General features: G+C 66.2%; 20 protein-coding genes. 16 read left to right on the top strand and 4 right to left on the bottom strand.

The genetic code is table 11. The features are described 5' to 3' along the window. The first annotated feature begins 4 nt into the window (after positions 1-4). From ARGLB_RS17250 to ARGLB_RS17205, 10 genes are all read left to right on the top strand, one after another. Positions 5-1,294, top strand: a complete 1,290-nt coding sequence (locus ARGLB_RS17250) for a nucleotide sugar dehydrogenase (protein ID WP_003804956.1) — start codon at positions 5-7, stop codon at positions 1,292-1,294. 66 nt (positions 1,295-1,360) lie between these two features. Next, on the top strand, positions 1,361-1,960 hold the full coding sequence (locus ARGLB_RS17245) for an acyltransferase (protein WP_003804954.1): 600 nt from the start codon (positions 1,361-1,363) through the stop codon (positions 1,958-1,960). Beyond that, on the top strand, positions 1,957-3,048 hold the full coding sequence (locus tag ARGLB_RS17240; RefSeq protein ID WP_003804952.1) for a DegT/DnrJ/EryC1/StrS family aminotransferase: 1,092 nt from the start codon (positions 1,957-1,959) through the stop codon (positions 3,046-3,048). The genes ARGLB_RS17245 and ARGLB_RS17240 overlap by 4 nt, the downstream gene beginning before the upstream one ends. Beyond that, the gene (locus tag ARGLB_RS17235) at positions 3,048-4,043 is read left to right on the top strand and encodes a Gfo/Idh/MocA family protein (RefSeq protein ID WP_003804949.1); all 996 of its coding nucleotides are present in this window, start codon (positions 3,048-3,050) and stop codon (positions 4,041-4,043) included. The genes ARGLB_RS17240 and ARGLB_RS17235 overlap by 1 nt, the downstream gene beginning before the upstream one ends. Next, entirely contained in the window at positions 4,040-5,218 is a 1,179-nt protein-coding gene (locus ARGLB_RS17230) for a glycosyltransferase family 4 protein (protein WP_003804946.1), read from the top strand. The genes ARGLB_RS17235 and ARGLB_RS17230 overlap by 4 nt, the downstream gene beginning before the upstream one ends. 167 nt (positions 5,219-5,385) lie before the next feature. Further along, positions 5,386-6,570 (top strand): UDP-galactopyranose mutase, encoded by a 1,185-nt coding sequence (gene glf / locus ARGLB_RS17225; protein WP_003804944.1) that lies wholly within the window; start codon positions 5,386-5,388, stop codon positions 6,568-6,570. Continuing rightward, on the top strand, positions 6,567-8,594 hold the full coding sequence (locus ARGLB_RS17220) for a glycosyltransferase (protein ID WP_003804941.1): 2,028 nt from the start codon (positions 6,567-6,569) through the stop codon (positions 8,592-8,594). The genes glf and ARGLB_RS17220 overlap by 4 nt, the downstream gene beginning before the upstream one ends. After that, complete coding sequence (locus tag ARGLB_RS17215) at positions 8,591-9,496, top strand: ABC transporter permease (RefSeq protein WP_003804940.1); 906 nt, start codon at positions 8,591-8,593, stop codon at positions 9,494-9,496. Before ARGLB_RS17220 ends, ARGLB_RS17215 begins: the two co-directional genes overlap by 4 nt. A gap of 3 nt (positions 9,497-9,499) precedes the next feature. Continuing rightward, positions 9,500-10,228: an ABC transporter ATP-binding protein gene (locus ARGLB_RS17210; protein WP_003804939.1), complete on the top strand. Its 729-nt coding sequence runs from the start codon at positions 9,500-9,502 to the stop codon at positions 10,226-10,228. A 117-nt stretch (positions 10,229-10,345) separates the two neighbouring features. Further along, the gene (locus ARGLB_RS17205) at positions 10,346-12,340 is read left to right on the top strand and encodes a DUF6541 family protein (RefSeq protein ID WP_003804937.1); all 1,995 of its coding nucleotides are present in this window, start codon (positions 10,346-10,348) and stop codon (positions 12,338-12,340) included. 87 nt (positions 12,341-12,427) lie between these two features. Here ARGLB_RS17205 and wecB read toward each other — a convergent pair whose 3' ends face one another. From wecB to ARGLB_RS23385, 3 genes are read right to left on the bottom strand one after another with little or no spacing between them, the layout of a single operon-like run. Beyond that, on the bottom strand, positions 12,428-13,492 hold the full coding sequence (wecB, locus tag ARGLB_RS17200; protein ID WP_003804936.1) for a non-hydrolyzing UDP-N-acetylglucosamine 2-epimerase: 1,065 nt from the start codon (positions 13,490-13,492) through the stop codon (positions 12,428-12,430). 57 nt (positions 13,493-13,549) lie between these two features. Continuing rightward, a complete protein-coding gene (locus ARGLB_RS17195; RefSeq protein ID WP_003804934.1) occupies positions 13,550-14,179 on the bottom strand; it encodes a hypothetical protein in 630 nt (209 codons plus the stop codon). Beyond that, the gene (locus ARGLB_RS23385) at positions 14,110-14,706 is read right to left on the bottom strand and encodes a glycosyltransferase family A protein (RefSeq protein ID WP_003804933.1); all 597 of its coding nucleotides are present in this window, start codon (positions 14,704-14,706) and stop codon (positions 14,110-14,112) included. The genes ARGLB_RS17195 and ARGLB_RS23385 overlap by 70 nt, the downstream gene beginning before the upstream one ends. 55 nt (positions 14,707-14,761) lie before the next feature. Here ARGLB_RS23385 and ARGLB_RS17190 point away from each other — a divergent pair, with 55 nt between their 5' ends. Genes ARGLB_RS17190 through ARGLB_RS17180 form a run of 3 tightly spaced genes read left to right on the top strand, consistent with a single transcriptional unit; the run spans position 14,762 to position 18,073 of the window. Further along, positions 14,762-15,868 (top strand): glycosyltransferase family 2 protein, encoded by a 1,107-nt coding sequence (locus tag ARGLB_RS17190; protein WP_003804931.1) that lies wholly within the window; start codon positions 14,762-14,764, stop codon positions 15,866-15,868. Between the two features lie 39 nt (positions 15,869-15,907). Beyond that, positions 15,908-17,029 (top strand): glycosyltransferase, encoded by a 1,122-nt coding sequence (locus ARGLB_RS17185; RefSeq protein WP_003804929.1) that lies wholly within the window; start codon positions 15,908-15,910, stop codon positions 17,027-17,029. 39 nt (positions 17,030-17,068) lie between these two features. Beyond that, positions 17,069-18,073 (top strand): glycosyltransferase, encoded by a 1,005-nt coding sequence (locus tag ARGLB_RS17180; protein ID WP_003804928.1) that lies wholly within the window; start codon positions 17,069-17,071, stop codon positions 18,071-18,073. 21 nt (positions 18,074-18,094) lie between these two features. On the opposite strand, the gene ARGLB_RS17175 is transcribed toward ARGLB_RS17180, so the two are convergent. Next, positions 18,095-19,903: an ABC transporter ATP-binding protein gene (locus tag ARGLB_RS17175; RefSeq protein WP_003804926.1), complete on the bottom strand. Its 1,809-nt coding sequence runs from the start codon at positions 19,901-19,903 to the stop codon at positions 18,095-18,097. A gap of 335 nt (positions 19,904-20,238) precedes the next feature. Between ARGLB_RS17175 and ARGLB_RS17170 the strand changes: the two genes are divergently transcribed. From ARGLB_RS17170 to ARGLB_RS17160, 3 genes are all read left to right on the top strand, one after another. Beyond that, entirely contained in the window at positions 20,239-21,504 is a 1,266-nt protein-coding gene (locus ARGLB_RS17170; protein ID WP_003804922.1) for a glycosyltransferase, read from the top strand. Further along, positions 21,501-21,995: a hypothetical protein gene (locus ARGLB_RS17165; protein WP_003804919.1), complete on the top strand. Its 495-nt coding sequence runs from the start codon at positions 21,501-21,503 to the stop codon at positions 21,993-21,995. The genes ARGLB_RS17170 and ARGLB_RS17165 overlap by 4 nt, the downstream gene beginning before the upstream one ends. Before the next feature lie 85 nt (positions 21,996-22,080). Then, positions 22,081-22,719, top strand: coding sequence for a glycosyltransferase family 2 protein (locus ARGLB_RS17160; RefSeq protein WP_003804917.1), 639 nt, complete (start codon positions 22,081-22,083; stop codon positions 22,717-22,719). Positions 22,720-22,721 lie beyond the last annotated feature (2 nt).

Genomic DNA, 22,721 nt, shown 5'->3' with positions numbered 1-22,721 from the left:
ACTCGTGAAGATTGCTGTAATTGCGTTGGGAAAGATCGGGCTGCCGCTGGCCGTCCAGTTTGCTTCCAAGGGCCATGACGTCGTCGGCGTCGACGTCAACCAGCAGGTCGTGGAGCTGATCAACGCGGGGACCGAGCCGTTTCCGGGCGAGGCCCACCTGCAGGAGAAACTTTCCGAACTGGTGCCGGCGGGCAAACTGCGCGCCACCACGGACTATGCCGAGGCTGTTCCCGGCGCCGACGCCGTCGTACTGGTTGTCCCGCTGTTCGTGGACGCTGACGCCAAGCCTGATTTCGGCTGGATGGACGGCGCAACCGCTGAGCTGGCCAAGCACCTGACACCGGGCACCCTGGTTTCCTATGAGACAACCCTGCCGGTGGGGACCACGCGTACGCGCTGGAAGCCTGCACTGGAGGCAGGCTCCGGGCTGGTTGAAGGCCAGGACTTCCACCTCGTCTTCTCCCCGGAACGCGTGCTGACCGGGCGGGTGTTCGAGGATCTGCGCAAGTACCCCAAGCTGGTGGGCGGCCTGTCCGAGGCGGGCGCAGCCAAGGCCGTCGAGTTTTACGAAGCCGTGCTGGACTTCGACGAGCGTGCTGACCTTCGCCGGCCGAACGGTGTGTGGGATCTGGGATCCGCGGAAGCGTCCGAGCTGGCCAAGCTGGCCGAGACCACGTACCGCGACGTGAATATCGGGCTGGCCAACCAGTTCGCCCGGTTCGCCGGAACCGCGGGCATTGACATCTACCAGGTCATCGAGGCCTCCAATTCGCAGCCGTACAGCCACATCCACCAGCCGGGCATCGCCGTCGGCGGCCACTGCATCCCGGTCTATCCGCGCCTGTACCTCTGGAACGACCCCGAGGCGACGGTGGTCCGGGCAGCCCGTGCCGCCAACGCAGATATGCCGGACTACACGGTTGGCCTCCTTGAAGGCGCATACGGCGACCTCACCGATGCCCGTGTGGTGGTGCTGGGCGCCGCCTACCGCGGCGGTGTGAAGGAGACTGCCTTCTCCGGCGTTTTCGACGCCGTCGCCAGCCTCGAGAAGCGCGGCGCCGCGGTGACGGTCCACGATCCGCTCTACACGGACGCCGAACTCGAGAAGCTCGGCTTCAGCGCGTACCACGTTGGCGAACCCGTCGACGCGGCCATCGTCCAGGCCGACCACGCCGAATACCGCACGCTGTCCCCGGCTGACCTCCCCGGCATCAAGGCCTTCATTGACGGCCGCCGGGTGAGCTCCGCAGACCAGTGGGACGGCGTCGTTTACCGCGTTATCGGCAAGGCCTGAGAGCGCTTCGCGGCAGCCTTTGCCGCTGCGGCCGGCCGCAGCGGCACTTCTGAGAGGAACCAAAGTATGACGACGACCATTGCTCCGAGCGCCGACGTTTCGGACCAGGCGATCCTCGGCGAGGGAACGAAGATCTGGCACCTGGCCCAGGTGCGCGAACAGGCGAACCTCGGCGCGAACTGCATCGTGGGACGCGGCGCCTACGTCGGGACCGGCGTGCAGATCGGCGAGAACACCAAAATCCAGAACTACGCCCTGGTGTACGAGCCGGCGAAGCTCGGCAAGGGTGTCTTCATCGGTCCGGCCGTAGTCCTGACCAACGACACCTACCCGCGGTCGGTCAGCCCCGACGGCTCCCTCAAGAGCGCCCACGACTGGACACCGGTGGGCGTGACCATCGAGGACGGCGCCTCCATCGGAGCCCGCGCCGTGTGCGTCGCCCCGCTGACGGTCGGGCGGTGGGCCACGGTTGCGGCCGGCGCCGTCGTCACCAAGGATGTGCCGGCCTTTGCCCTGATGGCCGGTGTCCCTGCCCGCCGCCTTGGCTGGGTGGGCAAGGCCGGCGAGCCGCTGCGCCAGGAGGGCGACTTCTGGGTCTGCCCCGCCACCGGCGCCAAATACATTGAAGACGGAAATTCCCTGAAAGAGTCTGAGGAGAACGCATGAGCTACGACTTTATCCCCGCGGCGAAGCCGATCATCGGCGACGACGAGCGGGCCGCCGTCGACGCCGTTCTGGCTACCGGAATGCTGGCCCAGGGCCAGCAGGTCGCCGAATTCGAGAAGGAATTCTCCGAGGTACTCCTCGACGGCCGCTCCTCCGTGGCCGTGAACTCCGGCACCTCGGGACTGCACCTCGGGCTCCTGGCCGCCGGCGTCAGGGCGGGCGATGAAGTCATCGTTCCCTCGTTCACGTTCGCCGCCACCGGCAACTCCGTGGCGCTGGCCGGGGCCACCCCCGTGTTTGCCGACATCGAACTGGACCACTACACCCTGGATGTGGACCACGTCGCCTCGCTGATCACGGACAAGACCAAGGGCATCATGCCCGTGCACCTGTACGGCCACCCGTTCAACGTCGACGGGCTCGGGAAGCTCGCCGCAGAGCGCGGGATCGACCTGTACGAGGACGCCGCCCAGGCCCACGGCGCCAGCTTCAACGGCCAGAAGGTCGGAACGTTCGGCAAGTTCGCCATGTTCAGCCTCTACCCCACAAAGAACATGACGTCCGGCGAGGGCGGCATGGTCTCCACACCGGACAGCACTGTGGAGCGGAACCTGCGCCTGCTGCGGAACCAGGGCATGGAAAAGCAGTACGAAAACGAGCTCGTGGGCTTCAACGCCCGGATGACCGACCTGCACGCCTCCATCGGCCGGGTCCAGCTCAAGAAGGTCCTCGGCTGGACCGAACAGCGCCAGCAGAACGCGGCCTTCCTGACCGCCAACCTCCAGGGCGTCGGCACACCCAAGGTCGCCGAGGGCGCATCCCACGTCTACCACCAGTACACGATCCGTGTGCCGGAGGATCGCGACGGACTGGCCAAGGCGCTCCGCGAGGAATACAACATCGGTACCGGCGTGTACTACCCGGTTCCGAACCACCGGCTGCCCTCGTTCAACCGCACCGAGGACCTGCCGAACACGGAAACCGCTGCCAGGGAAGTCCTTTCCCTGCCGGTGCACCCGTCCCTGAGCCAGAACGACCTGGACCGCATCGTCACCGCCGTCAACAAGCTCGTCCAGGCAGGTGCCTGATGGCTAACCTGCGCGTCGGCCTTATTGGCCTGGGTATGATGGGCCGCCACCACGCGCGCGTGGTGCGGGAGCTCGACGGCGTCGACCTCGTCGCCGTCGCCGACTCCTTCGGCGACCCGCACGGCGTTGCCGGCCAGCTGGATGTCCTGTCGTCCGTGCAAGAGCTCATCGCCGCCGGCATCGACATGGCAGTGGTGGCCGTCCCCACCGGTCTGCACGAAGAAGTCGGACTCGCACTGGCCGACGCCGGCGTCCACACCCTCGTGGAGAAGCCGATCGCCTCCAGCGCGGAGGCCGGACAGCGCCTCGTCGACGCCTTCGAAGCCAAGGGGCTGGTCGGCGCCGTCGGCCACATCGAACGGTTCAACCCGGCACTGCAGTCGCTGCGCAAGCGGATCGAAGCCGGCGAGCTGGGCGACGTCTACCAGATCGCCACCAGGCGCCAGGGCCCCTTCCCGGCCCGGATCGCCGACGTCGGCGTGGTCAAGGACCTCGGCACGCACGACATCGACCTGACCGCATGGCTGGCGCAGAGCCGCTTTGAGTCGATCTTCGCCCGCACCACCACCCGCAGCGGCAGACCGCACGAGGACATGGTGGCCGCGACAGGTCAGCTGGGCAACGGTGTCATCACCAACCACCTGGTCAACTGGCTCTCGCCGATGAAGGAACGCCTCACCATCGTCACCGGTGAGAAGGGCGCCTTCGTCGCTGACACCATCACGGCAGACCTGACGTTCTTCGAGAACGGCACCGTCGCCACCGAATGGGAGTCCATGGCCGCGTTCCGTGGCGTTTCCGAAGGCAACGTCACCCGGCTCGCCATCGCCAAGCCGGAACCGCTGCGGACCGAACACGAAGCATTCCGCGACGCCGTCCTCGGGCTGCGCAGCGACGTCGTCACCATGCGCGAAGGCCTGGACACGCTCCGCGTGGCCGAAGCCGTGCTGGAGTCCGCCACCAACCGGCAGATCGTGAAGATTGCTGCTTCGTGAGTGAAAACCGACCTGTCAGGGTCACCGTGGCAACCCGGCTCTTCACCCCCGAAGTGGGTGCGGCCTCGTTCAGGCTGAAAGCACTAGTGGACGGCCTGGCGGCCAAGGGCGCCGACGTCAGCGTCGTCACGACCAGGCCGCCCAAGGGATCGCCGGAGTTCAAGCCCCGTTATAAGGTCTCCCGGTGGCCCGTGCTGCGGGACGCCGGGGGCAATGTGCGCGGCTATGTGCAGTACATGAGCTTTGACGTTCCAGCCTTTTTTCGGCTGCTGTTTTCGCGGGCCGACGTGGTGGTCTCGGAGCCGCCGCCGACCACCGGCGTGGTCGTGGCGCTGGTATCGGCCCTGCGGCGCAGGCCTTTTGTCTACTACGCGGCCGATATCTGGACTGAGGCTTTGTCCGCCACGGACGTGCCCGGCGTCGTCATCCGCGTGATGCGGGCTGCCGAAGGCTTTGCGCTGCGCAGGGCGGCCAGGGTCATCGCCATCTCGGATGCCGTGGCCCAAAAGGTCGAGCAGTTCGGCGTCCCGCGGAACCGCGTCACCGTGGTCGGCAACGGGATCGACACCTCGGTGTTCGGGCCCGAGGGGGAGACCGCTGGGTCCGATGGACCGTACTTCGTGTACACCGGAACCATGTCCGAGTGGCAGGGTGCCGACATCTTCATCCGTGCGCTGCCCGCCGTGCTCGCCCAGCACCCCGGCGCCAGCATCCGTTTCTTCGGCCAGGGTGCCGACGAGTCCCACCTCAGGGAGCTTGCAGAGAAAACAGCCCCGGGCCGCGTGACGTTCGGCGGGGTCATTCCCCCCGCCGACGCGGCCCGCTGGATCCGGGGCGCAGCAGCAGCCCTGGTCAGCATCAAACCGGGCCAGGGTTACGACTTTGCCAAGCCCACCAAGATCTATGCCGCCGCCGGCTGCGGGACGCCCGTTGTCTTCGCAGGAACGGGGGAGGGCGCGGCGCTCGTCTCGGGCAACGGACTTGGCGAGGCGGCCGGATACGACGTGGACAGCGTCGCCGCAGCCATGTGCCGTGCGGCGGCCGGTGAAAAATCCGGAGGCAACGCGGACGGCCGGGATGCCAGAGCCGGCTGGGTGCTGCAGCATGCGTCGCTGGCAACGTCAGGGCAGCATGCCGCCGCGGAAGTGCTGGCCACCGTTCCGTCCGGGGCATAGTTTGCGGCGTCGGAGCAACGCCGGGATGGCCGCCCACGCCGCGGGTGAAACCGCATTCGGCCGCATGCGGCGGCCGCCCCGGAATGCGGGACGCTTTTTAACTTCGGGTAGTCTAGACCCGGCAGATAGGGCTGCTGAACCCTGCCACCAAAACACACAGGAGAGTTGTGAACGCTGATCTCGTCGTAGTCGGTTCGGGTTTTTTTGGCCTGACAATCGCGGAACGCGCCGCCACGGAGCTGGGGCTAAAGGTCGCCGTCCTGGACCGCCGCCACCACATCGGCGGCAACGCGTACAGCGAAAATGAAGCCAAGACCGGCATCGAGGTCCACCGGTATGGCGCCCACCTCTTCCACACCTCCAACGAGCGCGTCTGGGAGTACGTGAACCGCTTCACCGCGTTCACCAGTTACCAGCACAAGGTCTACACCAGCCACAAGGGCGAGGTGTACTCCATGCCCATCAACCTGGGCACCATCAACCAGTTTTTCCGGTCCTCCATGGGGCCCGGCGAGGCACGTGCCCTCATCCAGGAGCAGGCCGGCGAACTCGCGGGCACCGATCCGCAGAACCTGAACGACAAGGGCATCCAGCTCATCGGCCGGCCCCTCTACGAGGCGTTCATCAAGTACTACACGGGCAAGCAGTGGCAGACCGACCCCAAGGACCTGCCTGCGGAGATCATTTCCCGGCTCCCGGTCCGCTACAACTACGACAACCGCTACTTCAACGACACGTATGAGGGACTGCCGGTTGACGGCTACACGGCGTGGATCGAGCGGATGGCAGACCACCCGAACATCGAGGTCCACCTCAACACGGACTTCTTCGACGGCGGCGAATTCGGCCGGGAGGCCGTGCGCGGCCAGGTGCCGGTCATCTACACCGGCCCCGTGGACCGTTACTTCGACTACGCCGAAGGCGACCTGTCCTGGCGCACCATCGACCTCGAGGAAGAAGTGCTCCCGATCGAGGACTTCCAGGGCTGCTCGGTGATGAACTATCCGGACGAGGACGTCCCGTACACCCGGATCCACGAGTTCCGTCACTTCCACCCCGAGCGGGACTACACGAAGGACGCCACGGTCATCATGCGGGAGTTCTCCCGCTTTGCCGAGAAGGGCGACGAGCCCTACTACCCGGTTAACACCGCCGTGGACCGAGAGAAGCTCCTGGCCTACCGCGACCTGGCCCGCGGCGAGGAGTCCGTGCTGTTCGGCGGCCGGCTGGGAACCTACAAATACCTCGACATGCACATGGCCATCGGATCGGCACTGAGCATGTTCGACAACAAGATCAAGCCGCACTTCAGCGGCGGTGCGAAGCTGGAAAGCGGAGGAGTAGACGCATGAGCGTAGCGACGGAGTTCCGGCAGGGAACCGAACCGGGCACTGACGGGACCGCGTGGAAGACAGTCCACCGCGTTGTATTCCCGGTCGACGGCGATACCGACACCCTCCCGCTGTACGTCGACTTCGACGCCGCACGCCGTGTGGTGGAGTCGGAGGAGGCCAGCAGCAAGCGCGGCGCAGCCTCGCCGATGGTATCCCAGCGCAGTGAGATGCGTTCGGACTTTATCCTTGGCCGCCGCGAACTGTCGCTGCCCGCACACCGCCGGGTTTCCTTCGGCACGTACTTCAACGCGTTCCCGGCCAGCTACTGGCGGGCCCACACCGACGTGCAGCAGGTCCGCCTGAGCATCGAGGTGGACGCCGAGGCGACGGTCATCGTCTACAAGTCCAGCCCCCGCGGCAGCTCAAACCGGGTCCAGAGCCTGCACGTCACCGGCGGCACCACCGCCACCTGCGACCTCTCGCTGACCACGTTTGCCGACGGCGGCTGGTACTGGTTCGACCTCGTCGCCCACGGCCAGGACGTGAAGCTGAAGCAGGCCGACTGGTCCGTTCCCCAGCCCGAGGGGTTCACCCCCGGATCGCTGTCCATTGCGGTGACCACGTTCAACAGGCCGGACTACTGCGTCAAGCACCTGCGGACGTTTGCCGAGTCCGAGGAACTGCTGGCGGTCATGGACCGGCTCATCGTCACGGACCAGGGCAACCAGAAGGTCCGGGACGAGCAGGGCTTCGACGAAGCCGCGGCCGTGCTCGGCGACAAGTTCAAGCTGGTTGAGCAGGGAAACCTCGGCGGATCCGGCGGCTTTGCCCGCGGCATGCACGAGGCTGTCGAGGGCGGCGAGAGCACATACGTCATGCTCCTCGACGACGACGTCGTCGTGGAGACCGAAGGCGTCCTCCGGGCCGTCAACTTCGCCGACTTCACCCGCAGCGCCACCATCGTGGGCGGCCACATGTTCAACCTCTTTGAGCGCTCCGTCATCCACAACTTCGGCGAGGGCATCAACGAGTACCGGTTCCAGTACCAGCCGATGGGTGAGGGGCAGAGCGCCCACGACTTCGCCGCCAGCAACCTGCGCACCACCCCGTGGATGCACCGCCGGATCGACGTCGACTACAACGGCTGGTGGATGTGCCTGATCCCGACGTCGATCATCAAGGAAATCGGCCTGGCCCTGCCCGTCTTCATCAAGTGGGACGACGTCGAATACGGCATCCGTGCCAAGGCCAACGGCTATACGACCGTGAGCCTGCCCGGAGCGGCGGTCTGGCACATGCCCTGGACCGAGAAAGACGACACCATCGACTGGCAGGCCTACTTCCACCAGCGCAACCGTTGGGTGGCGGCCATGCTGTACTCGCAGTACGAAAAGGGCGGCCGTCTTCCCATCGAGAGCTTCCTCCAGGATGTCCGGCACCTGCTTTCACTCCAGTACTCGGCGGTGGAGCTGAGGAACCGTGCGCTCAAGGACCTGCTCGACGGGCCCTCACACCTGCACCGGACCATCGGCGGCAAGCTCCCCGAGATCCGCAAGGTCCGCTCGGAATTCCCTGATGCCCAGGTCAGCAAGGACCTCACCGAGTTCCCCGCGGTCAAGCGGCTGCACCTGCCGAAGTTCGGCATGGTTCCCACCCGGCCCAAGAACTTCGCGCAGACCGTGTCCAGCGCGCTGTCCGGGGCGATCCGCCAGCTCCGCCCCGTGGACCCGGCCGCTGCACAGCACCCCGAGGCAGTGGTACCGGCAGCGGATGCGCGCTGGTGGCGCCTGTCCCACCTTGACTCAGCACTGGTGTCGGCTTCGGACGGTACGGGCGCCTCCTGGTACCGCCGGGACAACGTCCGCTTCCGCAAGGAGTTGCTGCGCAGCCTTGCCCTGCACACACGCGTGCTGGCCCGTTGGGACGAACTCTCCGCGTCCTACAAGAAGGAACTGCCCAACTTCACGTCCCCGGAAGCCTGGCGCCAGACCTTCGCGGCCAATTCCGGCTCCGGCGCTGAACAGCAGAAGCCCGGTCAGTGACAAACGGACGCACCTCTCCGACCCAGCAGGACTCCGGCCGGGCGCTGGTGGCGCCGGGAACCGGGAACGGGCTCGTTGACGTGTTCCGTTCCCGGTTCCTCCTGAAGCTGCTTGTCCGCAAGGAGCTCAGAATCAGGTACCGGGGTTCGGTCCTTGGACTGCTGTGGACCTACGTCAAGCCCGGGGTCCAGTTCATCGCCTTCTACATTGCCCTCGGAGTTTTCCTTGGACTGGAGCAGAGCCCGACCAACAGGGGAGGACTGCCCAACTACGCGGTCTACCTGTTTTCCGGGATCATCCTGGTGAACTTCTTCACGGAGTCCCTGAGCACGGCGACCCGGTCGATCGTCAACAACAGCGGGCTGATCAACAAGATCTACCTGCCGAGGGAATTGTTTCCGGTTTCCTCGGTGTGGGTCTCGGCGGTCCATTTCTTTCCGCAGCTGTTTGTCCTCGTGGTGGCCAGCCTGTTCACCGGCTGGCGCCCCGGTCCTCTGGAGGCGGTCACCGCCGTCGCCGGCTTTGTCATGATCGCGCTGCTTGCCACGGGTCTGGGCCTCTTTTTTGGGTCCGTCAACGTGTACTTCCGCGATTCGGAGAACCTGGTTGACCTGATCCTTCTGATCGCCACCTGGGTAGCCCCGGTGCTGTACTCCTGGCGGATGGTGCTGGACAAGGCAGGCGAAGCCTGGTTCGCCGTTTATCAGCTCAACCCGATCACGATTGCCGTGGAGTGTTTCCACCATGCCTTCTGGCTGCCCACCACGGCAGGGGCTGAGGGAAGCCCGCCCAATCTGGTCACGGTATGGGTACCCGTGGGGCTGCTCGTCTCGCTAGCCATCCTTTTCCTCGGCCAGTGGACTTTCCGCCGGCTCGAGGGCCGCTTCGCACAGGAGCTGTGAGTCTTGACCACCGCAATTGAAATCCGCAACATCAACAAGCAGTTTGTCCTGCGACATACCCGGTCACTCAAGGAAGCCCTCGTGTGGCTCCTGCGGGGCCGCAAAGGTGATCTGTCGAAGAAGTTCCATGCCCTCCGGGACCTGTCCATCGACGTCGAACACGGCGAGACGGTGGCACTCCTGGGACTGAACGGCTCCGGAAAGTCAACGCTGCTGAAGCACATCTCCGGCGTCATGCTTCCCGATTCCGGCACAGTCCGCACCGGCGGACGGGTTGCCGGCCTGATCGAAGTCGGTGCCGGCTTCCACCCTGACCTTTCGGGGCGTGACAACGTCTTCCTCAATGGCGCGATCCTCGGGATGACCGAGACGCAGATCAAGGAAAAGTTCGACTCCATCGTCGAATTTGCCGAGATCGGCGAGTTCATCGACACCGAGGTCAAGTTTTATTCGTCGGGAATGTACCTCCGGCTGGCGTTCTCGGTGGCAGTCCACACCGACCCCGATGTTTTCCTGGTCGATGAAATTCTCGCCGTGGGTGACGAACCGTTCCAGAAGAAGTGCCTCGCCAAGATCAAGGAACTCGCGGCGGCCGGCAAGACGCTGGTGGTGGTCAGCCACGACCTGGACCTGGTTGCCCATGTCTGCGAACGCGGAGTACTCCTCGAACACGGGCGGGTCATCATGGACGGCCCGGTGGGCGACGTGATCAGCCGGCTCCGCGGCAACTAGCGTCCTGACCCGAAAGCGTTACCTGCACTGCCGTAAGCTTCAACTGCTGCCGTAGGCTTCACCGCTGCAACGGTCCCAGCCGAACCCGGCCCCACCGTAATCACTCTTGGAGGAAATTTGTCCTGGCTGTCCTCGCTGCCGGCCCTGCTAGCGGCAGTGGCCGTGGTGCTCCTTCCCGGTGCTGCGCTTGCCTGGTCTCTCGGGTTCCGGCGGACCAGCCTGCTGGGACTCGCGCCCGTGCTGTCCCTGTCCATCGCCGGTGTTGGCGCTGTGCTGGCACCGTTCGTCCGTGTGGAGTGGGGGATCGGCGTCGTGCTCGTGACGGCCGTCCTGGCGTCCGCGGCAGCATGGGCGGTGACGCGCCGGCCGTGGCAGCGCCAGGAGGCCACGGATGTGCAGCGTGCAGTTCAGCAGGGCGACGGCTGGCCGACCCTTGCCGCCGGTGCCATCGGCGTTGCCGTCGGTGCGCTGCTCATCGCCCGACGGGTCATCCAGCTGGTGGGCGAGCCGGACAACATCTCCCAGCGTTATGACAACGTCTTTCACCTGAACGCCGTCCGCTTCATCCTGGACACCGGCAACGCCTCCACCCTGAACCTCGGCAGCATGGCCGGCGGCACCGGAGGCCTGTCCTCCGTGTACCCTGCCGTGTGGCATTCCCTGGCCGCCCTCGTCTCGCAGCTGACCGGCGCGTCCGTTCCCGTATCAGTCAACGTCATCAACCTCGTTGCCTCGGCGGTAATCTGGCCTATTTCCGTGGTTTTCCTGACCCGCGTTGTCATCGGCCCGCGTCCGGTCGGCCTGATGGCGGCAGGGGTCATGTCGGCGGGCTTCCTTGCCTTCCCCTACCTGCTGCTGGTGTGGGGCCCGCTGTTCCCCAACCTGCTCTCCGTCAGCGCATTGCCCGCCGGCGTCGCAGCAATGATTTTCGTCTGCCGACTGTCCCCGACGCTGCGTGAACCTCCGCTGCGGGCGTGGCTTGTCCTGCTGCTGGCAGTTCCCGGGCTGGCACTGTCCCACATGAGCGCTGTCAACGCGCTTCTCGCCTTCAGCATTCCGGTGGTCCTGGCCCGGCTCTTCCTCTATGTCAGGGAGATGATCCGTACCAGGGCGTCAGCGCGGAAATTTGCCGTGGTGGCCCTGGCCTCGGTGGCAGGTGCGGTTGCTGTAGTGGTTGCGTGGCAGAAACTTCGTCCGGCGCCATACAACGGCTGGACCCCGCACCAGACCGTTCCCGGTGCCATCGGCGAAGTGATTGCGAACGGGCCCATGAAAACGGACGCCACACTCCTCATCTCGGTGCTGGCCCTCATTGGCGTGGCCCGGATCATCCGCCGGCGCACACAGCTCTGGCTGCTGGGGTGCTACCTCGTCGCCGGGTTCCTTTACGTGGTGGACGCCGGATTTGCGGCCGGCTGGGCCCGGGCGTTCTTCACGGGCACCTGGTACCAGGACACGTACCGCCTCGCGGCCTACCTTCCCATCTTCGCTGTGGTGCTTGCGGCCCTGGGTGTGCTGGCAACGGCCGACACCGTGAAAGCGGCCGGCGGCGTCCTGGCGCTCAAGGTGCCGCGGGCCGGGATGCGGCTGGGCGGCGTTGCGGGTTTCGCCGGTATTTTGGCGGTCTGCCTCGCTCTTGGCTGGGCTACCCAGACAGGCCCGGTCCGCGGATACGTTGCGTCCAGCCAGTACTTCTTCGAACGGGACACGAAGGACTCGATTGTCTCCTCCGACGAGTACGCCCTTTTGGCCCGCCTCGGTTCGGAAGTTCCGGCGGATGCGGTCATTGCGGTGAATCCCTGGAACGGCGGGGCGCTAGCCTATGCTTTCGCGGACCGGAAGGTACTGGAATTCCACATGGGCCAGCGGGAGACCAAGAGCATGCGGGTCGTGGCGGAATCGCTCGCCAAGGCAGACACCTCACCCGCAGTTTGTGATGCCGTACGGGAAACCAAAGTGTCTTATGCGCTCGACTTTGGCACGCAGTACCTCCTGAACCATCCGGAGAGCAAGACGTATCCCGGGCTGCAGAACCTCGCGTCCTCGGGAGCCGTGCAGCTCGTGGACCAGCAAGGCAACGCCAAACTGTTCAAAGTGGTGGCCTGCGGCTAGGGGCAACACCACAAGCAAAAGACCTCCGGAACGGGGCGTCCTGTGGGCGCCTGTTCCGGAGGTCTCTGTTGTTAAGCGGTCTGTGTGTCAGCTTCCGAAAGCCTGAATCAGGGCTTCCACGGTACGTTCGGCGGCGTGGCCGTCGCCGTAGGGGGTGGCATCCGTCGCCACCGGTGCCGGCCGCTGCACCGTGTCGGCCAGGATGCTCAGGTCCTTGCTCACCAGCACGTTCCAGCCGAGTTCCACGGTCTCCACCCATTCGGTTTCAGGGCGAATCGTCGTGCAGGGGGTCCGGAGCAGGAAAGCTTCCTTCTGCAGTCCGCCGGAGTCGGTGATGACGCCGGCGCTGTTGCGGACAGCGTGGACCAGCTGCGGGTAGGCGAGCGGCGACGCAACACGCACCGCTCCCTGCTCCAGCTCAATGCCGTGCTTGGCGGCAAGGTTGACGAGCCGGGGGTGGGCCAGCAGGAATACCGGCTTCTCCAGGCTGGCCAGGGACCCGACGATGGCGGCCAGGCGTTCCGGGGAGTCGGTGTTGTCCGGACGGTGGATGGTGCAGACGTAATATTCGCCCGGTGCCGCGTCGACCGGCAGCGGCTGGTCACCGCCGTCGAGCATGTCGCGGACCTTGAAGAGAACGTCCGTCATGACATCGCCCACCAGGACGGTCCTCTCGGCGAGGCCCTCGGTGGCGAGGTGCTTGACGGCCACCTCCGTGGGGGCCAGCAGGAGGTCGGCGCTGTGGTCGGTCAGGACGCGGTTGTGCTCTTCGGGCATTCGGCGGTTGAAGGACCGCAGCCCCGCCTCGAGGTGCGCAACGGGGATGTGCATCTTGATGGCGGCGATGGCCGCGGCGAGGGTGGAGTTGGTGTCACCGTACACGAGGACGCAGTCAGGGGCAGACTGTTCGAGGATTTCCTCCAGCCCGTGCAGCATGGCACCGGTCTGGGCTCCGTGCTTGCCTGAACCCACGCCAAGGTTAAAGTCGGGGGCGGGAATGCCGAGATCGCGGAAGAACACATCGCTCATGAGCTCGTCATAGTGCTGGCCCGTGTGGGCGATCAGGTGTTCCGCCTGGCCCTCCATGGCCGCCGCAATCGGCGCAAGTTTCACAAACTGGGGACGTGCGCCAACGACGCTGAGAATTCGCATGGGTTCCAGTTTAGTTGCAGGCCGCGAAGATTTCCGCCCGGGACGGCCTGCGCACCATCAGGACCGGGAGAAGACGCCGGCCCGGGCGCGCAGCCGTTCCGTCAGGTAATGCCGCAGCACCGAGTCCCGGGACAGGATCGCCGCGGGGCTCGCCGGGACAAGGTCGCCCAGGCGGCCCGCCGCCCGGTGGCGTTCGACGGCGGTGCGCAGCGACTGGACATCGGCCGCCGCGGCGGCCGCCTGCGTCAGTTCCGCGTCCCGGCGGCTCAGTTCCGGCAGAGAGCCGCCGGCAAAGGCGTACAGCCGCGAGGAGATATCGGACCAGTAGGCGCGTTCCGCCTCGTTCCACAGGGCATCGTCCGGGACGCCGGACGCGCCGGCACGGCGGAGCAGCGCGCCTATGCCGTGGACGCGCAGGACCTTCAGTGCCACGGCGCGCCGCTCGGCGACCTGGGCCTGCTGCAGCCACTCGGACCCGAGCAGCCGTTCCAGCCACCTGAATTCGTCCGCCAGGTTGCTGAGCGAGCTGGTGACGCGGCCGGCACCGGAATCGTCGGTCTGGTGATAGGCGGGTGAACCATAGGGGTAGCAGACGGGGCCGGAGCGGAACCAGAGCTTTAGGGTGGCCTCGATGTCCTCGCCGGTCCGCAGCCCCTCCGCGTACCTGAAACCGATGTCTGTGAGCACTGACCGGCGGAGCAGCCCGTACGGCACGCTCCGGTAGGCCAGTCCGTCCTTGAGGGCATCCAGGACGGCGGGCTTAGAGGGCCGGATGCGGGGGCCGGCAGGATGGTTCCCTCCGGCGTGCGCAGCGGTGCGATGACTGCCGAAGCACTGTCCGGCTGGGCGGCCTTCCACCAGGCGGCCAGCGACCCGGGTTCCAGATGGTCATCCGAGTCAAGGAAGCTCAGAAACGTTGCCGTGCTTTCGTCCAGCGCCCGGTTCCGGGGTCCGGCGGGGGACCGGACGCCGTCGTCGCACGTCAGCCAGGTGACGCCGTCCAACGCAGTGCTGGCCGCAGACTCAGAACCGGCCTGGGGACCCTTGCTGACCTCCCCGGCGGCGGCACCCAGGTTGTGCAGTACCACTGTCACCCGGAGTTCAACGCCCAGCCGGGACAGCTCGGCGCGCTGTTCCAGGGCGGAGCCGACGGCGCGTTTGAAGGGTCGTTGTACATCATGGACGGGAATGACCACTTCGATGCTTTGGCTCATGGGGGTGTGCGTGCTCCTCGGCAAGGTTTCATTGGACCCGCGATAACCTTACTGGGTGGACAACGAAACACAGGACTCCGTGCTGCTCGACGTGGTAATTGCCGTGCACACCCCGGACCGGCCGGTAGGGCGGGCCGTGGCGTCCCTGCTGGAGGGCGGGCTGGCAGCGGCGGACGGCGCGCCGCGGCGCCTGCGGATCAACGTGATCTGCCACAACACGGACGTGGAGCCCATCCGGGAGCGTGTGGCCCCCGAGCACCGGGGGCTGGTCCGCTTCCTGCACTACGTGGACGGCATCAAAAGCCCCGCGGGCCCCTTCAACCACGGTATCGCCAAAGCCACCGGCACCTGGGTGGCCATCATGGGCAGCGACGATTCCGTCGAACCCGGGGCCCTGGCGCAGTGGGTGGAGGCTGCGGAACGGGACGGATCCGACGTCCTGATCGCCCCCATGGCGCATGCCGGGGGCGGCACGATCCGCACCCCCGTGCTCCGGCGCACCCGGCGCGGCCACCTGGACCCGGTGGCGGACCGCCTCACCTACCGCACCGCGCCGCTGGGACTCCTGCGACTCTCGCTTGTCCGGCAACTCGGCCTCACGTTTCCGCCGCGCTACGCCACGGGGGAGGACCAGTCCTTTTCCGCGAAGCTGTGGTTTTCCGGAGCGAAGATCAGCTACGGCCGGGGCCTGCCCCGCTACCTGGTGCACGCCGACGCCGCTGTCCGGGTGACCCACACGCCGCGGCCGGTCACGGAGGACCTGGCCTTCGCCACCGACCTCGTGCTGTCCGAATGGTTTGCGGGGCTTCCGCCGCGGGCCAGGGAAGCGATCGTCACGAAGATCATCCGCGTACATGTCTTCGGGCATGTCCTGCTGCGCGCCGAAGCCGGAACCTGGGACAGGGAAGACGCCCGGGAGATGGCCCAGGAGCTGCGGAAGCTGCTGTTCGGGGCGCCGAATGCTGCCCGTCCGCTCTCGCTGGCGGACAGAAAACTGCTCGACGCCGTCGCGCGCGAGGAATCAGACGTGGAAGTCATGAAGTCGCTGGCACTGGCCCGTCGCCGCTTTGTCAGCCCGCAGACGTGGGTGCCCCGCGACCTCACCAGGGTGCTGCACCCGGAAGCCCCCTTCCGGTTCATGAGCGCCTCGGCCCTCGTCTAGGCCCCACCCGCACATTTCCCAGACACGTCGAAGGAACACATGAAGATCCTGGTAGTTGCCACGTGGTACCCCCATGACGAAAACCCCACCGAGGCGCCCTTCAACGCCGAACATGTGGAAGCCATCCGTGGCCGGGGACACGACGTGCGGGTGGTCCATGTGAGGCTCGGAAGCGCGCTCGGCATGCCAGGGAAAGCGTCCGGCCTGTGGGAGGGAACGCCGGTGCGGCGCATTGCTGCCGATCCCAAACGCCCCGTCACCCTCGTGCAGGCGGCACTGAGGCTGGCGCGGGAAATGGCCTGGGCGGACGCCGTCCACACCATGGCGTTCTCCTCCATCCTCGTCACAATGCTGCCATGGGCCGCCCGGACCCTTGCCGGCCAGGGACGGGCGTGGGTGCACACGGAACACTGGAACGGCGTGGTTAACCCGGCGAGTGTTTCCCCGCTGTGGGAAAAGCTGGCCGGAGTCCGGGCGGTTCTGCGGCTGCCGCATGTGGTCACCGGCGTGACCGGGCAGCTGGCCACGGAGATGCAGCGGTTTGCGCGGCCGGGCGCCGCGATGGTGGTGCCGTGCGTGGTCAAGGGGCGGGACGCCGTCGTTCCTGCATCATTCGGAAATCCGCTCCGGCTGGCCGCCGTCGGAGGACTGGTTGCCAGGAAGCGGCCGCTGGAGGCGGTTGAAACCATCGCCTGGCTCAGGGACCACGGCACGGAAGCCCATCTGACCTGGGTGGGGGATGGGCCGCTGCGGCCCGCGGTGGAGTCCCGTGTTGCGGAGCTCGGACTGGGAGGCCACGTGACGCTGGCTGGCTCGGTCCGGCCCGCCGAGGTGGCCCGGCACCTGTCGGCCGCCGATCTCTTCTTCCTTCCCACGGCCCAGGAGAATTTCTTTACGTCCGCGGCGGAGGCCCTTGCTGCCGGCCGCGCCGTGGTTGCCACCCGGGTGGGTGGCTTCAGCGACTACGCGGACGCGTCCAACAGCAGGCTGGTGGAGGACGTGACGCCGGAATCGCTGGGACGTGCGGTACTGGACGCCAGGGATGCGTTCAAGGGCGTTCCCGCCGAGGACATCGCGCGGCCCATCCGGGAGAGGTTCTCACCGGTGGCCGTCGGCGAGCTGTTCGACCGTGCCTATACGGCGGCGTTGGCACGTGCCTGACAACCGACCAACTGCAACGAGCCAGGCGAAGGGAAATTCTTGAGGTCCGAACCCAGGGTTCTTCAGTTCAACGACTGTGCCTTCGTGGCCCGCAACATGGTGCGGGCCGCGGCGCGGGCCGGCATCGAGTGGTCGTACCTGCCGCCGGAGCAGGTCCGGCCCATGACCGCTGCTCCGAGGAACCCCCTCCTTGCCCGGGCGCGGTTCGTTCCCTTCGTCGCGCGCCGGGCACTCCGGCTCCGTGCCGCTGACGTCGTGCATGTCCACTACGGAACCAGCGCACGGCTGCTTCGGGAGCGCGGCATGCCGCGCCGGCCGTACGCGCTCACCCTGCACGGGACCGATATCCGGAAGCAGTGGGCGGATCCGCAGTTCCACGGTGAGATCCAGCAGGCGATCGACGGGGCGGCCCATGTCTTTTTCGCAAATAACGACACCGCAGAGAATGCCCGCCGGGCCCGGCCCGACGCCGAGTTCCTCCCCGCACTCGTGGATGCCGCAGCGCTGCCCGCGTGGCACCCCGGCGGCCGGCCCTCCATCCTCTTCGTCTCACGCTGGGATGACGACAAGGGTGTGGAGCGGCAGCTGGAGCTGGCTCGAAAGCTCAGCGCCGCCGTAGGGAACCGGGCAGACATCCTCGGCCTGAACTGGGGGCCCGGCGCCGAAGCTGCGCGCCAGAACGGGGTGACCCTGCTGGAACGGATGCCGCAGGATGACTTCCACCGGATCATGGCGCAGGCACATATGACCATTGGCCAGGCCACCAACAACTTCGCCACCAGCGAGTTCGAGGCCCTCTGCATGGGTGCGCCGCTCGCCGCCCTGGGATCCCGGCTTCCGCGGCCCGACGACGGCACCACGCCGCCGGTGATGGAGGGAACCGATGAGGACGTGGTGGAGCAGGTCGTGGCGGCTCTGGATGACCCCGTTGCGGCCACCAACCGGCTGGGCGGACGCGAGTGGGCGCTGCCCCGCTATGACGCGGCGGCCTTCATACCGCGCCTGACGGCGCTGTATGCCGGAATCGCGGCCGGCCGGGGTTAAGGGCCGGCCGCGGTTGCTCCGCTAGCTGCCGGCGGCGGTAGCTCCGGCGGGGGAGTGCAGTCCGGCCAGGGCTGCCTGCTGGGCAAAGTCCGGGTTCGCGCGGACAACCTCGTCGAAGGTGCCCTGGGCGAGGATGGTGCCTTCCTTCATGAAGCACACCTGGTCGTTGTTGCGGATGGTCGACAGGCGGTGCGCCACAGAGATGACGGTAATCTCGCCGTGCAGTTCACTGATCGCCTGGGCTACCGCCGCCTCGGTGGCGGTGTCGAGTGCGCTCGTTGCCTCGTCGAGCACCAGGACGAGCGGATCCATGTACAGGGCACGGGCTATTCCGAGCCGCTGGCGCTGGCCGCCGGACAGCGCCAGCCCCCGTTCGCCAACCCGGCCGTTGATGCCGTCCTTGCGGGATTCAATGGTTTCCAGGAGCTGGGCGCGCTGCAATGCGCTGCGTACCCGGTCCTCATCGATGTCGCTGCCCCAGGTCAGCGCGACGTTCTGCGCCACGGTGCCGTCGAAGATGGCGACTTCCTGCGGCACGTAGCCCACGCGCTTGCGCCAGTCGGCCAGCACATCCTCGAGCGGAACGCCGTCGAGGGTCATGGTTCCGGCTGAAGGCGTCAGCAGGCCCAGGAAGATGTCGATCAGGGTGGACTTGCCGGCACCCGACTGTCCCACCACACCAATGGAAGAGCCCATGGGCAACTGCAGGTTGATGTTCTGGACGGCGGGCTGTCCGGCACCGGGATAGGTGAACTCGACGTTCTTGAGCTCCAGCATCTTCGGCTCGTCCCGGATGGGCGTCCTGCCCAGCGTTTCCGCATGCTTCCGGAATTCTGCGGCGTCCTTGATGTCGCCCATTACCGTCTCAGTGTAGGGAAGCGTTGACTGGACCAGCGTCAGCTGGGACTGCATCTGGGTCAGGGCCGGGACCATCTTGAAGCCGGCCAGGCCGAAGATCGCCACAGAAGACATCGCAGCCTCGATACCGCCGATGAGGTAGCCGACCGTGCCGATAAGAAGGAAGCCGCCAATCAGCGCCATGTCGATCACGAACTTGGGGACCGAACCCATGAAGCGGATATTGGACCGGGAACGTGCGGCCCGCTCGCGGCTTTGCATCACGATGCCGCCGACCTCGTCGGCCTTGTCCCGCAGCGTGATTTCCTTCAAGGCTGCCAGCATTTCCGAAACCAGCGTGGACATGCGCATGGCGGCGTCGCGGTTCACCTTGCCGGCTTCGTAGGACTTCTTGGAAAGCCAGAGGTAGAGGAACGCGGCGATGGCGCCAAGGTAAACAAGGGTGGCCAACGCCGTCTGCCAGGATGCGCCGACGAGGACCACCAGGACGGAAGCGAATGTCAGCGCCTGGGCAGGCAGGATCACCGCAGGGAAGAGGACTCCGGACACGGTATTGGCGATTCCGACGTCGATCATGCGCACCAGTTCGGTGGTGGACCGCTTCATGCGTTCCGTCCACGGCGCGCGGATATAGCTTTCGAACAGGACGGTTCCGATCTCCATCTCGTACTCGGCAAACCGTCGGGTCGAAACCCACTGGAGCCAGATGCTGAGTACGGACTTGAGGATCATGACCATCGCTGCCCCGACGAGCAACGCCAATCCGAACTCCTGGCTTACGGAGCCGAAGACGGGCAGAACCATGGTTCCGCCCTTGAGGATTTGGTTAAGAACCAGGGCGAATACGCCGAGGGCACCTGCATCGAGCAGCGCCAGAAGAGCTGACAGCACGCCGAAGAGCAGGAGAAATCTCCGCGCATTCGACGGCAGAAGGGGCAGCAGTTCGCGCATGGTACGGCGCAGGTGTCTCAAGAATTACTCCAGAACGGAAGGGACGGAATCCATCCCCATACTACGCGCCGCCAGTAGGGCGGGGGCGTTGGCATAAACTGGGTAACTGGCGCGGAGGACTCGCCCGGATGGGTGCGACCGGCAATGGCCGAGTCTCTGGCTGGCCCATTGGTGCTGCCCACGCAGTGAATGGGCCAGCCTGCGTCCGGAACAACCACACTGCATCGGTCCTGCTGCCAAACTGGAAGCAGGCTACGCCAAGGTTTTAGGAGCCACTGAGTGACCAAGCCCCACCTGCTCTACATCGCTTTCGCCTTTCCCCCAGCACCGCATCATCCGTATACCGCTGCACCGCGGTGGCCAATGCGTTCGCCGAGGACGGATGGGACGTCACGGTCCTCACTGTCGACCCGCAGGTCTGGTCTCAGATTTCCGGAGTGGATGAGAAGCTGGCGGAATCGGTTCACCCGGACATCCGGGTTGTCGCAGTGGACGACGGCGGCGCGGAAGAACCGGCCAAGGGAGACCTGCGCCGGTACTCGCGGTTCAGGATCGAGGCTCCCTACCTGTGGAAGGATGCCCTGCGCCGCCGCAGCCGGCGGAACTTCCCCGAGGACTTCCACGGGGCGTGGCTGAAGCCCGCCAGCGAGGCTGCCCGAAGCATCCATGCGGAGAAGCCCGTCGACCTGGTCATGGCCTCCGCCAGCCCCTACGTGGCATTCGGCGTTGCCCGGGCGATTGAGGGTGTTCCGTACGTTATGGACTACCGCGACGCGTGGGCTTTCAACACCATTTCCGGGGCCGAAGATTTCACGCCGGACAGTGCCGTGGGGAAGCGCGAAGCCGAATATCTGAACGAGGCCGCTCAGATCTGGTTCGTCAACAGCCAGATCAGGGACGAATACGCCCGCCGCTATCCCGAGTCGGCCCACCTGATGCGGGTGGTGGCCAACGGCTTTGACCCCCAGCCCGGCCACGCCAGGCCGGCTGTGCAGCCTGCGGAACGCCCAAGCTTCGGCTATCTCGGCACACTGCAGTACGTGAACATGCCGCTGCAGGAATTCCTCGACGGGTGGAGTGCCGCCTTCGGTCCGGACAGCCCGCAGGCGGAGGCGGTGTTCCGCGGGAAGCTGAGCGCTTCCGGGGCGGCAGGCGCCGAGATCCTCGAGATTTTTGGAAGCGGGCGCCAGAACGGCCTCCGCTACGACGGGCCGATCTCCAAACGCGACGTCGCCGGCTTCTACGGCAGCATGGATGCCTTGATACTCCTGCTGTCCAGCGGCAAATACGTGACCGGCGGCAAGACCACGGAGTACCTGGCCACCGGTCTGCCCATTGTCTCCGTGCACGACATGGAAAACGCAGCCACGGACCTCCTCCGGGATTATCCGCTGTGGTTCCCTGCGAAGGAGCTCACCCCTGAAGGCATTGCGAATGCGCTGCGTGACTGCGCCCAGGCACTGCAGGAACCGGACGAAAAGCGCTGGGCCGCTGCCTGGGCCTACGGCCAGCAGTTCCTCCGCAGCACCATCCTCGAGCCGGTCATCGCCGAGCTGCGGGGAATTGCAGGGTACGGCGCGGCGAAGCCGCAGCCGGCCACCGAAGAAAGGAGCCAGGCGTGACTTCCGCCAAACCGCTGCACGTAAGTATCGTCGTCGGCCGCAGCAGCCACCCGCAGGCCGTCATTGATGATTTGTGGAACCGTGCCTTGGGCGCGGTGGGCCAGCAGGCCGGCCAGATGACCGGGACGGCCGTCTACGCGCACGACGGCGCCCCGACCGTCGCGGCCGGGGACCACCGCCTGACGGTGGTGCCGTTGGCCAAGGCCCGCGGCGGCCGGTTCACGTCGCTGGTTTCAGCCGCCGCAGGGAAACCGGGCCCGGTGGGTGTTGCCGGACGGCTTCTCAGGGACAACCTTGAGTCCAGGAGCCTCGCGCGCACCCTGTCCGGCCGGGTGGATCTTCAGGAAAAGTTCCGGAGTTCGGATGTCATTGTTGCCGCTGACCTCACCGCGGACCGCTCCGTCTGGCATTTGCGCAACAGCACCGGTGCTGGGCTGGTGCACGGCCCGATTGCCATGCTGCATGCCCTCCGGGAGTCACTGCGGAAGTGATCGTCCGTCAGGTCCCGCCGATGAGTCCATGGCATGTCGCCTGTGGAATACTTGACGGGTGAGTCGAACCTGGATAGTCATACCCATGTACAACGAAGCGTCCGTCGTCGGCACCGTCATCGAGGGGCTGCGGAAGGAATTTCCGCACGTTGTTTGTGTTGATGATGGCAGCACCGACGGCTCGCAGGACATAGCACGGCAGGCCGGGGCCGTTGTTGTTCAGCACCCCGTGAACCTGGGCCAGGGTGCGGCGCTGCAGACAGGCATCGAATATTCGCTGCAGGACCCGCAATTGGACTGCATCGTTACTTTCGACGCCGACGGCCAGCACCGCGTCGTCGACGCACTGGCCATGGCCGACCGGATCCGTTCGGGCGAGGCCGACGTCGTCCTCGGGTCCAGGTTCCTTGACGACCGCACCAAGCTCTCGCCCCTGAAGCGGCTGGTACTGCGGACGGCCGCGGTGCAGTCCCGGATGTCCACCGGCATGGCCCTGACGGATGCCCACAACGGCCTGCGGGCCTTCAGCCCGACCGTTGCCCGCGGCATCAACCTGCAGCAGAACCGGATGGCCCACGCCTCCGAACTGGTCCATCAGCTTGCCGAGATGAATCCGCGCTGGGTGGAGCACCCGGTCGAGATCATCTACACGGACTACTCGAAATCCAAAGGCCAGTCGTTGCTGAACTCGGTCAATATCGTCGCTGACCTCTTCTTTAGGTGAAA

Origin of the sequence: Arthrobacter globiformis NBRC 12137 (assembly GCF_000238915.1) — a bacterium.
Lineage (GTDB): Bacteria > Actinomycetota > Actinomycetes > Actinomycetales > Micrococcaceae > Arthrobacter > Arthrobacter globiformis.
This window is presented reverse-complemented; position numbering and strand designations above follow the sequence as displayed.

Bases quoted from the DNA above. Each gene is read 5' to 3' on its own strand.
- ARGLB_RS17245 (WP_003804954.1), top strand. From the start codon at position 1,361: ATGACGACGACCATTGCTCCGAGCGCCGACGTTTCGGACCAGGCGATC.
- ARGLB_RS17185 (WP_003804929.1), top strand. From the start codon at position 15,908: ATGAAGATCCTGGTAGTTGCCACGTGGTACCCCCATGACGAAAACCCC.
- ARGLB_RS17235 (WP_003804949.1), top strand. From the start codon at position 3,048: ATGGCTAACCTGCGCGTCGGCCTTATTGGCCTGGGTATGATGGGCCGC.
- wecB (WP_003804936.1), bottom strand. From the start codon at position 13,492: ATGCGAATTCTCAGCGTCGTTGGCGCACGTCCCCAGTTTGTGAAACTT.
- ARGLB_RS17160 (WP_003804917.1), top strand. From the start codon at position 22,081: ATGTACAACGAAGCGTCCGTCGTCGGCACCGTCATCGAGGGGCTGCGG.
- ARGLB_RS23385 (WP_003804933.1), bottom strand. From the start codon at position 14,706: ATGAGCCAAAGCATCGAAGTGGTCATTCCCGTCCATGATGTACAACGA.
- ARGLB_RS17220 (WP_003804941.1), top strand. From the start codon at position 6,567: ATGAGCGTAGCGACGGAGTTCCGGCAGGGAACCGAACCGGGCACTGAC.
- ARGLB_RS17240 (WP_003804952.1), top strand. From the start codon at position 1,957: ATGAGCTACGACTTTATCCCCGCGGCGAAGCCGATCATCGGCGACGAC.